This window comes from Colwellia maritima (genome assembly GCF_022669015.1).
In the GTDB taxonomy this organism is placed as follows: domain Bacteria; phylum Pseudomonadota; class Gammaproteobacteria; order Enterobacterales; family Alteromonadaceae; genus Colwellia; species Colwellia maritima.
In genome coordinates this window covers 1,768,048-1,780,193 of the sequence record NZ_JAKKSL010000001.1, presented here as the reverse complement: position 1 = coordinate 1,780,193, position 12,146 = coordinate 1,768,048, and the positions used below count along the sequence as shown (strand labels likewise).

General features: G+C 36.1%; 10 protein-coding genes, 1 tRNA gene, 1 rRNA gene and 2 pseudogenes. 8 read left to right on the top strand and 6 right to left on the bottom strand.

The window, feature by feature from the left end; translation table 11 throughout:
* Positions 1-411: 411 nt before the first annotated feature.
* Positions 412-487: transfer RNA gene (locus L3081_RS08755), tRNA-Ala, on the bottom strand.
* Positions 488-573: 86 nt separating this feature from the next.
* Positions 574-2,111 (bottom strand): 16S ribosomal RNA (locus L3081_RS08750).
* Positions 2,112-2,887: 776 nt separating this feature from the next.
* On the opposite strand from L3081_RS08750, the gene L3081_RS08745 reads away from it, so the two are divergent.
* On the top strand, positions 2,888-3,427 hold the full coding sequence (locus L3081_RS08745; RefSeq protein ID WP_242284953.1) for a hypothetical protein: 540 nt from the start codon (positions 2,888-2,890) through the stop codon (positions 3,425-3,427).
* A 231-nt stretch (positions 3,428-3,658) separates the two neighbouring features.
* Here the strand turns inward: L3081_RS08745 and yaaA are convergent.
* Positions 3,659-4,430, bottom strand: a pseudogene (gene yaaA, locus L3081_RS08740) (peroxide stress protein YaaA).
* Positions 4,431-4,630: 200 nt separating this feature from the next.
* Between yaaA and tal the strand changes: the two are divergent.
* The 4 genes and pseudogenes from tal to L3081_RS08720 all read left to right on the top strand — a co-directional run bounded on the left by tal (position 4,631) and on the right by L3081_RS08720 (position 7,608).
* Positions 4,631-5,599 (top strand): annotated as a pseudogene (tal, locus tag L3081_RS08735) (transaldolase).
* A gap of 157 nt (positions 5,600-5,756) precedes the next feature.
* Positions 5,757-5,930, top strand: coding sequence for a DUF3545 family protein (locus L3081_RS08730; RefSeq protein ID WP_242284951.1), 174 nt, complete (start codon positions 5,757-5,759; stop codon positions 5,928-5,930).
* A gap of 260 nt (positions 5,931-6,190) precedes the next feature.
* Positions 6,191-6,466, top strand: a complete 276-nt coding sequence (locus L3081_RS08725) for an alpha/beta fold hydrolase (RefSeq protein ID WP_242285702.1) — start codon at positions 6,191-6,193, stop codon at positions 6,464-6,466.
* Positions 6,467-7,155: 689 nt separating this feature from the next.
* Positions 7,156-7,608 carry a hypothetical protein gene (locus L3081_RS08720; protein WP_242284949.1) on the top strand — a complete coding sequence of 151 codons (453 nt, stop codon included), beginning with the start codon at positions 7,156-7,158 and terminating at the stop codon, positions 7,606-7,608.
* Between the two features lie 102 nt (positions 7,609-7,710).
* Here the strand turns inward: L3081_RS08720 and L3081_RS26670 are convergent, their stop codons facing one another.
* Entirely contained in the window at positions 7,711-8,154 is a 444-nt protein-coding gene (locus L3081_RS26670) for a pseudouridine synthase (RefSeq protein ID WP_338027286.1), read from the bottom strand.
* Between the two features lie 74 nt (positions 8,155-8,228).
* A complete protein-coding gene (locus L3081_RS26665) occupies positions 8,229-8,555 on the bottom strand; it encodes a pseudouridine synthase (RefSeq protein ID WP_274620382.1) in 327 nt (108 codons plus the stop codon).
* Between the two features lie 92 nt (positions 8,556-8,647).
* Here L3081_RS26665 and L3081_RS08710 point away from each other — a divergent pair, with 92 nt between their 5' ends.
* The 3 genes from L3081_RS08710 to L3081_RS08700 all read left to right on the top strand — a co-directional run bounded on the left by L3081_RS08710 (position 8,648) and on the right by L3081_RS08700 (position 11,274).
* Positions 8,648-9,700, top strand: coding sequence for a DUF3549 family protein (locus tag L3081_RS08710; protein WP_242284947.1), 1,053 nt, complete (start codon positions 8,648-8,650; stop codon positions 9,698-9,700).
* 57 nt (positions 9,701-9,757) lie between these two features.
* Complete coding sequence (locus tag L3081_RS08705; protein WP_242284945.1) at positions 9,758-10,060, top strand: DUF3301 domain-containing protein; 303 nt, start codon at positions 9,758-9,760, stop codon at positions 10,058-10,060.
* Positions 10,061-10,722: 662 nt separating this feature from the next.
* Positions 10,723-11,274, top strand: coding sequence for a hypothetical protein (locus tag L3081_RS08700; RefSeq protein WP_242284943.1), 552 nt, complete (start codon positions 10,723-10,725; stop codon positions 11,272-11,274).
* A gap of 88 nt (positions 11,275-11,362) precedes the next feature.
* Here the strand turns inward: L3081_RS08700 and L3081_RS08695 are convergent, their stop codons facing one another.
* A complete protein-coding gene (locus L3081_RS08695; protein ID WP_242284941.1) occupies positions 11,363-11,779 on the bottom strand; it encodes a putative zinc-binding protein in 417 nt (138 codons plus the stop codon).
* Positions 11,780-12,146: the final 367 nt, after the last annotated feature.

Genomic DNA, 12,146 nt, shown 5'->3' with positions numbered 1-12,146 from the left:
TGATGAGTTACTTGAATAAGAGCTCATAACATTTGTTTAAAAACAAACGTTAAAAACAATTTGATAAGACATTCGAGGAGAACGCCTTATCACCATTACTTACCCACGATATTGGATAAATAACAGCTTGATATTTATAGTTATGCGAGCAACAGCGCGACACCGTGCTTGCCCTATAAATATCGGTATTTATATCAGCTTTCCAGATTGTTAAAGAACTCATCTCTTAGTCGCATTCGCTAAGAAATTTGGTTTAAAAAACCAAATTTAATTTATCAAAAAGATAATTTAAATTTGGCTTCTTTGTTCAATTAAAGAAGATCAGATGGTGATTTTGTTTTTTACAGGCTTTTGGATACGACGCATAGTGTTTCTTATGCGAGTATTCAAGTAACGCCGTAAAAATCAAAATGGTGGAGCTAAGCAGGATCGAACTGCTGACCTCCTGCGTGCAAGGCAGGCGCTCTCCCGCCTGAGCTATAGCCCCATCAGGGTTTCTTCTAATTTGTTATCATGTAATTTGTGTGAATACTCGTGAATCCGAGGATTCCATTAATCGTTTTTACTTCAAGATAAGGAGGTGATCCAACCCCAGGTTCCCCTAGGGTTACCTTGTTACGACTTCACCCCAGTCATGAAACACAAAGTGGTGACCGTCCTCCCGAAGGTTAAACTAGCCACTTCTTTTGCATCCCACTCCCATGGTGTGACGGGCGGTGTGTACAAGGCCCGGGAACGTATTCACCGTAGCATTCTGATCTACGATTACTAGCGATTCCGACTTCATGGAGTCGAGTTGCAGACTCCAATCCGGACTACGACAAGCTTTGTGGGATTCGCTCCACCTCGCGGTATTGCTGCCCTCTGTACCTGCCATTGTAGCACGTGTGTAGCCCATCCCGTAAGGGCCATGATGACTTGACGTCGTCCCCACCTTCCTCCGGTTTATCACCGGCAGTCTCCTTAGAGTTCCCGACATAACTCGGCAAATAAGGATAGGGGTTGCGCTCGTTGCGGGACTTAACCCAACATTTCACAACACGAGCTGACGACAGCCATGCAGCACCTGTCACAGAGTTCCCGAAGGCACAAGTCTATCTCTAGTCTCTTCTCTGGATGTCAAGGGATGGTAAGGTTCTTCGCGTTGCATCGAATTAAACCACATGCTCCACCGCTTGTGCGGGCCCCCGTCAATTCATTTGAGTTTTAACCTTGCGGCCGTACTCCCCAGGCGGTCAACTTAGTGCGTTAGCTGCGCCACTCACGGTTCAAGACCACAAACGGCTAGTTGACATCGTTTACGGCGTGGACTACCAGGGTATCTAATCCTGTTCGCTCCCCACGCTTTCGTTCCTCAGCGTCAGTATCTGTCCAGGTGGCCGCCTTCGCCACTGATGTTCCTTCCAATCTCTACGCATTTCACCGCTACACTGGAAATTCCACCACCCTCTACAGTACTCTAGTTGACCAGTTCAAAATGCAGTTCCAAGGTTGAGCCCTGGGCTTTCACATCTTGCTTAATCAACCGCCTACGAACGCTTTACGCCCAGTAATTCCGATTAACGCTTGCACCCCTCGTATTACCGCGGCTGCCGGCACGAAGTTAGCCGGTGCTTCTTCTGTAAGTAACGTCACAGAATGCAGTTATTAACTACATCCCTTTCCTCCTTACTGAAAGTGCTTTACAACCCGAAGGCCTTCTTCACACACGCGGCATGGCTGCATCAGGCTTTCGCCCATTGTGCAATATTCCCCACTGCTGCCTCCCGTAGGAGTCTGGGCCGTGTCTCAGTCCCAGTGTGGCTGATCATCCTCTCAAACCGCCTAGAGATCGTCGCCTTGGTGAGCCATTACCTCACCAACTAGCTAATCTCACTTGGGCTAATCAAATGGCGAGAGGTCCGAAGATCCCCCCTTTGGTCCGTAGACGTTATGCGGTATTAGCAGTCGTTTCCAACTGTTGTCCCCCACCATAAGGCATATTCCCAAGCATTACTCACCCGTCCGCCGCTCGTCATCTTCTAGCAAGCTAGAAATGTTACCGCTCGACTTGCATGTGTTAAGCCTGCCGCCGGCTGTTCAATCTGAGCCATGATCAAACTCTTCAATTAAAAATCGTTTGTGTAACCTCACCCTTTTTACCGAAGTAATAATGATGTGTTACTGCTCAATGAATTCTGTCGTGATACTTACTTAGCTTATAAAAGCCAAAGTAAATATCGCATTACATATATAAGTATTACCTTTCCGAAGAAAAGTATTCATTTATGTGAACATCATTCATTAAAGCGTTTTTTTGTTCTCGCTAATAAAAGCTAAAGAACTATGTAAAAACAAGTTAATGTGAGTATCCACACAAATTGCATGATAACTAATTGTTAAAGAACATCTTCTTAAGAAGATAAGTAAGAATCGCATTCGTTCGTTACTTTGGAATTAACCTTTGCTTCGTTGCTGTTGCCCCGAAGCAGGATGCGTATCATACGCTTCCGAGTTTTGATGTCAACGTTTTTTTGAATTTATTTAAAAGTTTTTTTAAACTTCCAAGCTTTTCATTTTAAAACGTTAAGTTAACTTATCTACTTAAATAAGTAGCGAGATAACCTATCAAAACATCCAGTTGGTTAAGCTTTTTGGCTGAACCCCTTGGAACTGGAGCGCATTGTAGAGAACTTTCAGAAAGGATCAAGCATTATTTTAATGTTTTTATTTGTTCGCATATTAATTGAACTAACTGTAGGTTTTATCATCTAACGTATGTATGTAATAGGTACATGCTTGCTTTTGTAGCACCATAAATCATACTTATTACATTCTGATAGCTCTATTTATTATTGATATTTAATCAGTATGTAGTAGAGATTTGATTAAATAACTGGAAGTAGCAATGAAATATATATGTTTTTTATTATTAATCTGTTTAGTGAGTTCATTTCCTGTTTATAGTATCTCAGGTAACAAAGTAAAATTGCGCCAAACAGAAGTACTTTCTAATTTACTGGAACAGCAACTAAAACATCAAATAAATCCAAATAATGCCATAGAAAAAAGTATTAGCGCCTTACTTAAAAGTTATCCTGAACAAATTGACTCTGTTTTATCGATAGCATTACTTAAATACCCCCAAGAATACAAACAAATTATGTGTGGTGCTTTACGTGCGGAACCGGCATTAATGACTGATGTTATTGATATTGTGTTGAAGTCTAATGTAGCAAGCAGTGATGATATAATTAGTTTTGCCTTCAGTGAAGAACCGGCCTACGCTAAAGAAATAGTTAGCGCAGCTATATTACATGACCCATTAGAGATAGAAAACATTGTCAGAGTAGCAATTCTTGCGGAGCCACTCATGGCAAAGCATGTTGTTGATGCTACGATGAAAAGTCACCCAGAAAAATCCTTGATATTCTCGTTGTTGCTATAAAAGCACTGCCTAATCAAGTACTGAGTATTGTTAGAGATACCTTAAGAATTTCTCCAGATAACACAGACGTTGTCAGTATTGCTATTAACTCATCTAACAGTAGTAAGGCACGGGAAATTATATCTACTGCAATTAAGTCTGGTATATCCGAAGCATCAGCAACTGAAGCGGCTTTAGCCGGGGTGCTTTACATGCCGATATAGTTAAGATGAAAAATTAAGTTACTTAACTTTACTCTTGTCTTCTTGTAAAGACTAAGTCATTACCTTTTGTTAGCGCTTCATTATATTGATAACCTGCGACATCAAAGCTTTTTAATTTTTCAACGTTAGTTAATTGGTTTTGAATAATATAGCGAGCCATTAATCCTCGTGCTTTTTTCGCAAAAAAGCTAATCATTTTATATTGACCATTTTTCCAATCTTTAAATTGTGGCGTAATGATTGTGGCTTTGAGTAGCTTTTTATTAACAACTTTAAAGTATTCGTTTGAAGCCAAATTAATTAATACATCATCCCCTTGTTCAGCTAACGTCTTGTTTAGCTCATGAGTGATAATATCTCCCCAGAATTGATACAAATTACTACCGCGGACATTATCAAGCTTAGTGCCCATCTCTAATCGATAAGCTTGCATTAAATCTAATGGTTTTAATAGACCGTACAAACCGGATAGAATTCGAAAATGCTGTTGAGCAAAATTGAAGTCATCTACATTAAATGACGCAGCATCAAGACCTGTATATACATCCCCATTAAAAGCCAATATAGCTTGACGTGCATTTTCAACAGTAAAGGGCAGAGACCACTCACCAAAACGAGCTGCATTCAACCCCGCCAATTTATCACTTAACTTCATTAATGTAGAAATTTGAGCAGGTGAAAGCTTAACACAGCGTTCTATTAATACCTTACTGTGCTCAAGTAAGTTCGATTGACTGGTTAGCGTTGTTGCTAATGGTGACTCAAAGTCTAATTTTTTTTGGAGAAACAACAAGTAACATAATATATTCCGTCTCAATTTCATTATAAGTTCGATATAAGAAACTATACCATAGCTTAAAATCAAGTGAGAATAACAATTAGAAGTAAATAGTATTTTAATAAGACACATATAAAGAGGTACATTTATGAGATTAATGTAGTAACATTTCAAAATATAAATTCATCAATTATTCTTTTGTACAAATATATAGGTTTTATTATGACAAACACGTCTTCTCAACTCGAACAATTAAAACAAATGACCACAGTTGTTGCCGATACTGGTGATATAGAGGCTATTGCTAAATTTCAGCCTCAAGACGCAACGACTAACCCATCATTATTATTAAAAGCTGCAGAGCTCTCTTTATACCAAAGATTTACTAAGTGACTCGGTATTATGGGCAAAAAAACAATCAAATGACACAAACCGGCAAGTGATTGATGCAGCAGATAGATTATCAGTACTTATTGGCTTAGAAATTTTAAAAACTGTTCCGGGTCGTATTTCAACAGAAGTTGATGCACGCTTATCATTTGATACAAAGGCCTCGATCGCTAAAGCACATAAATTAATTGCTATGTATAACGATGCAGGCATTAATAATGATCGAATTCTAATTAAACTAGCCTCTACATGGGAAGGTATCAAAGCTGCTGAACAACTTGAGAAAGAGGGTATTAATTGTAATTTAACTTTACTCTTTAGTTTTGCTCAAGCAAGAGCCTGTGCAGAAGCAGGGGTTTATCTAATTTCTCCTTTTGTAGGACGCATACTGGATTGGTATAAAAAAGATACTGGTCGTACTGAATATCCAAACGATGAAGACCCAGGTGTTGTTTCTGTTACTAAAATATATAATTACTATAAAAGTAAAAACTTCAACACAGTTGTAATGGGAGCTAGCTTCAGAAATATTGGTGAAATATTATCACTAGTGGCTGTGACCGATTAACTATCAGCCCGCAATTAATGGATGAATTAGCCAACAGTAATTCGCCAGTTGTTCAGAAACTTAGCGCGAATAATGACAATAAAACGGCATCCGTTGAGCCTGCTCTTACTGAAGCTCAGTGGCGTTGGCAAATGAATGACGATGCTATGGCAACTGAAAAACTCAGTGAAGGTATTCGTAATTTTGCTATTGACCAAGTTAAACTTGAAAAACAATTAGCACAAATGTTTTAAGCGATAAACACTGATTAAAACTAAATTTAAATGATTATTTTAAAAGCACATTTTTGATTAAAATGTGCTTTTTTTATTTGCATCAATCTAAAAATATGGTATTTAAAAGGGGCAGTGATTTATATGTTTTTACAGAAAATCTATTAGGGGTACTTTTATGGATAATTTAGACCAAGTGTTAAAGTCAGTTAGTCAACCCGCAAAAGAGAAAAACACGTCAAATAAACAACGAAAGTGGCGTGAAATTGAACTGTTAAGGGATAAATTCCAACTCGAAAAAGAATTAAAAATATATGAAAACTCATTAGAGTATATGTTGGAGGAATTCTAATTTATTTATAGTAAACAGTTAATCATCAAAACCCGACTCTCTTTGCCGGGTTTTATTTAAAAATCCCTCTTATCTAAAAATGAATATTCAAATGCATGTTGACAAATTTCAAACAAGTGTTTAACTTCTTAGCCAAAGTAATTTTAATTGTTATTATTCTTATATGTCACAAACACTTATTAATTTTGTTCACGCTAATGGCTTTCCGGTAGGGCAGTTACCAAACACTCTTTGACTATTTCCCAGAAAAATATCAAGTTATAGCCCATGAAAAATATGGCCATGATGAACGTTATCCTGTTGAAAACAATTGGCAACCGTTAGTGGATGAACTAATCGACTTTGTAAAACAGCAGTTAGATGTTCATCAGCAAAAACAAGTTATTAATGTTGGACATTCCTTTGGAGGTGTTATTTCCTTTATTGCTGCTTGTCAGCAACCTGAGTTATTCAGCGGTTTAATTATGTTGGATCCCCCCGTTATTACCGGCAGTACAGCATTCATGATGAAATTTTTAAAAAAACACGATTCATAGATAAATTTAGTCCTTCGGGTAAAGCTATAGTAAGAAGAACAGCTTGGCCATTAGGCACAGACGTAGCAAAACTATTCTCTAAACGCTCACTATTTAAAAACTTTGATGAACGATGTTTAGCTGACTATGTAAGCCATGGCATTATCCAAAAAGATGAACAATTAGTATTAGCTTTTTCCGCACAAGTTGAAGCTGATATTTTCAGAAACCTAGCCGAAAACCTCTCTAGTTATAAGAATAAACTAACATTACCCGCTGCTCTAATATATGCAGAACAAACTGATGTTTGTCCACATAGTTTCTTTAGAAAGTTCGCAAAACTAAATAAAAAAATCCAGTTAACAACCACTACTGGTGGCCATATGTTCCCACTTGAACAACCCGAAAAGGCTGCGACACTGATCACTAATATTATCGAAAGATTTTAAGCTGAAAATATAACACTTCTAAAGACTTTTATTTTGGCAAACAACAAAAAATTGACGGTTATGTGGTATGTATATCTTAACTTTATATTTGGTGTGTTCTTTGACTTCCCATTATAAATTTAATTTACGATCCTTGTTATTTAATATTAATTTACAGTAAGTTAAAGAATTAAGCAATCGTTCTACACATGTCAACAATCTTGTTGGCATAGCATTTGCTTTTCATGGTTATGGAAATTATTTTTGCTGTGAAGGTTGATTATGTATTCTTTAAATATCCGAGATTTACATTCGGTTGCTATTAAAAGTAGCCTATGTTTATTATTCTGTACTTTTTTATTTGCTTGCAGTTCTACTAAACAGGTTAATACGAAAAGCTTTTCAGAAAATAGCTATTTCCATACATATGGGTTTACGAATGACAAACTGGATGACGTACAATTAAACGCTGTAAATGAAGAGGTTTTTCAAAAAACACCACGTACGGATCATCAATTAATGATGGCTCTTTTAAATAGGCCTGTAAGCCCTGATCAAGCGATGATGCTCGCTTTTGAACAAGAAAGAGTAAATTACAGCCACTATTCTTCATATTATGGCGTTTCAGTTAAAGGTGATAAAGGCACTGATGAAATAAATTATAGGACCAGTAACGCTTATAGCAACCTTATTGCTCAAGATATAAATGCAGTAATAATAACTGCACCAAATTAAAGTCACTGTGATGGCTAATATGGTGTGGAATTTTGGTCGTTCGATACTCATATCCAAGACATATAATGTTCTAAATTTACACGTTCGTTAATCAGCTTATATTTAATCAAATGACCATTTGAGCACATTGAAAACCTGGTGCCAATGCTTATCAAACTCTGCATTAATAGTTATTTTTTCATGGGTTACTGGATGACTAAAAGAAAGGGATTTAGCAATAAGCATTAAACGTTTAAAACCGAAATTTTCAACAAAAAATGGGTTTTGTTTATTATCCCCATAGTTTATATCGCCTATGACGGGATGACGTAAATGTGCTAAATGCCGGCGAATTTGATGACGTCGACCGGTTACAGGCTCCAACCTTACTAATGAATATCGAACACTATCAAATTTTCCTAGTGGGATATTAAGAGTTGCCTGTTTGAGCACCTTATAATAGGTTTGAGCTAATTGCGGCGCTTTATCACGGTTTACATTCCTATCACCTAGTTTGTCCAGTTTTTCTTTAATTGCATGATCTATCAAAGTGTTTTGCTCACTTATCGATAAATGACCACGTACTAACGCATAATAAATTTTGCTTAACTGACTTTTATGACTTATTTCATCATCACATGTTACTTCTGAACCTGCCCCCTTTGCATACTAGTGTTTACTTCATTAGACTTATCAGCAAATGCCGCATTCATTTTTTGAGCAACCTCTTTTGTTAACGCAAATAACAGTACTCCAGATGTTGGTCTATCTAACCTATGTACGGGGTATACATACTTGCCAATTTGATCTCGAACTAATTGTAATGCGAAATATGTTTCATCTTTGTCCATAAAACTACGGTGTACAAATAGCCCTGGAGGCTTATCAACAGCCACCAAATAATCATCCTGATATAGAATAGTGAGTATGGGTTTGTTAGGAATATGAGAATAAAGTTGGGTAGACATAAGAATATTTATTATTTTGCTAGATAAGAACATTATCTCTATAATGACGCACAGACTCAATCCTTCTTTACTTTGGTTTACTATTTCTAGTTATGAATACTATCGACACCATCTCTCAGTTACTTCACTCGTCAAATTCACAGTTTAATTTTTATGATGTAGGTCGAAAAATAGAAAAAATACCCAAAACACAATTCGATAAAATAGAATCAAACAAAATCCCCTACCCCACACCATCTCAAGGTCATGCTTGTTTTGCGATAACTTTTTGGCAAAAAAAATCAACTCAACCATATTTGTGGTTATTAAAACTACCTCTTGATGAACGAGGTTTATTAAATCAAGGTGCAAGAAATCACTTTATCGCGATTATTATTGAGGCACTTGGAAGTGATTTAACTCAAGATGCAAATGAACAACAAACAGAGCTACTTAAAAATAACCCTTATTTATTTACACCCGCACAATACAAATTAGCCTCATTAAATAGTAAAATAAAATATGCATTAAAACAGATGCCTAGCGAGCACTTTACGCCCTTTGTGGAATATATTTGTGGCATGACTAACTGGGATAAATGGCAGGAAATTGGTGTACAGGGGATTACTGATTTTGCTGTGCGAATTAATGACAAAAATAACAGTCAAACATTGATAAGCGCACTTCCTCACATTCCAAACGAAGTCTTATTTCCATTGTGTAGTGCATTAGAAAATGAATCATTTTCAGTAGACCTGGTTAACGCTATATTGAGTTTACTTCTACACAACGTACAAGCAGCTAATAGTAGTCCAAAGCAAAGTGAATCGCTTATAAACACACAACAGCATTTAATTCGCAGTTTAGCTAGTAATTGTCATCATATGCATGTAAAACAATTTATTCATCAACTATTAGCACAACAAAGTGTCGCACCAGAATTACTCATTACACTTTCAAGCAGATGTTGGCCCGCACTTTCTGAGCCGAAAACAATAAGTATCTTTTTTGAACATTTACTTACCAGTGGAGACGCTACATTGTTTACTAGTATTTTTAAAGATTTAGTCGCAATCCCTACTATACGCCCTATTATTCTTGAGTGTATCCGTTCACCCTCTCGTAGTGGTAAATTATCACATGCGATAGGTCAATTATTTAATTAGCTTCACTTTACAGATATTATGCTAAACCTATAAACCAACCAAGGTAACTTAAAAACCATGGAAAACATTTATTACTTATTACTAATTTTTTTACTTTGTTGGTATTTTATTTATTTGCGAAAAATATCAGAGATAGCGTTATTTCATGCTAATCAATATTGCGAACAAAACCACATACAATTTATTGCCATAGCCAGGCGTTCTAGCCGGTTACATTTTAGTAAAAAGCATGGGGCGGTTTGGTTTAGCATATTCGATGTAGAATTTAGTGGTGACGGTGAATCAAGCAATAATGCAACATTGAGTTTATACGGGCTAAAATTAGACAATGTTGAAATTCCACCTTATCGCGTACATTGATAAGAAACTTAAAGCCTGATTAAGTATTTTATATGAATTATTTTCAAATCACTTTTCTAAAAATAAGGAGATATAGTGCAGTTCTTTAGATCACTTTTTTGCTTTCGCGGTTATGATAATAGATCACGATTTTTTGCGATAAGCAACGTTATATACATTCTGTGCATCTTATTAACGCCTGTATTTAAAGGCAACACTTTTATATTTGTTTTATTTTTAATATTATTCACTTCAGTGCTCAGCTTAACTACGCTAAGGCGACTACATGATGCTAGACTGAATAGAAACTTAACAATAGTACCAAGTCTAACTTTTGTGCTAGTAGCAACAATCACAATGTTTGCTGAGCAGTCTACAACTTATTATTTATTTATAATCCCCATCCTCTGCTCCACTCTATTTTTGACCTACCCAAGCAATAAGAAACTCAATTTTACCCTGGGTTATTATGGGCCTATCAACATGCAAGAGTACCAACCAGAATCAACACAAAGAAAGCACCAAAAACAACGTATAGAACCTACATTCATTCAGAACCAACCATTAAACATTGGCAATAATTCGATTTGTACAACATTATCGGCCGATGAAAACAATAATTTTCGAATCAAAAATCGTCTAATAACCAAGGGGATTGGGGTGAAAATATTCGTTTAAAAATATTGAACAATATATCTCCCCCTTTATTTTTTTCTGCGGCTCTGGGCTTAATATTTATTGCATTAACTACTTATTGGTTGTTAGATTTTTTTAACACACCAGAAAACCCATTGGATGAAATCAATCCAAGTCAAAAAGTAACCAATAATAAGCTGTCCCTTACTAGAAACCATCCATTATCAATGCCTGACAACTATACTTTATATTTATCTGAATATAGAGGTATCAGCATTAACTGGCAAGCTGACGAGGTGAGTAATACTGTTTTATGGTCACAAACAACAGCACTAGGAGATGACAGCTGTAAAGTAATCACTTTTGATAAAGGCGAAACACTAAGGACATTATCAGTACAAATAGAAAGTACGGCTAGTGATAGCGCCAAAAAACAGAATAGCTACTTTGCGTATTTTTCACCACTAGATAGCAAAGCACTTGTTCAAGCACTTGCATTTCGTAGTAACTTTACCTTATGCGGCTATCATTTTTCATTAAAAGGGAGTCAAGCAGCATTAGCGGGCAATGAACAATATGCACAATGGGTTAGTTATTAATATATATAAAATAGATCGCTTATAAACTTAAAATTTTCTAATGCATCAGTAAGTTTACCATTCACCTACTTACTACGGGTTTTAGCACTTAATTTTTTGGATTGATGAAACCAATACCTTCGGCAAATAATTGTTCATAAATACGTTTCATTGCAATTGTATTTTCTGTTAATGAGTCATCCCATTTACTTCGTTTTTCAAAACCAAAGTCACTGATTTGAAAATAATAATCAGGGGTTATACTGGCAACGTTTAAACAAGATTTTGTACAAGACAATCCACAACCATCAATAGCGATAATAGGTCGTCCGGAATGAGCCAAATCTAGAAGGGGTTCCACTTGACCAATCACACCGGAAACACAAGACATTTCAGCTATTCCATCACCATCAAGATTTAATGAAATATTATGTGCCATTTGAGCTAAATTAGAACAACCAGAGCAAGAATACACTATCGGTTTTTCTTGTGAATCTATTTGTACGTTCTGTTTAATATCTGACACAGTGTTTATCTCTCTTGGCTTAAAGTAGTTTCGTTCAATGGTTGTTATGATTAAACAACCAATAAGAATCCCCAACCATCTAATTCTAGCAAGCCATACTATGTCAGTTTTGATTTACATCAAGCTTTCGATTAATCTCTGAATAATTTAAACGGTACATATGAATATAAATAACCTTTATACATATATCGAAAACTATTGAATTTAAAAAGTAAAACACATTAATTAAACGGCACTATTATTTTTTATTTTTCATCTTCATTCCAAGCCTGTAAGCATCAATACCACTTATCAGCAATGACTTATCCTCGACTAACTTTTTATAGTGCTGCTTGTACGTTAGAAATGGTATATTTCAATAGCAATG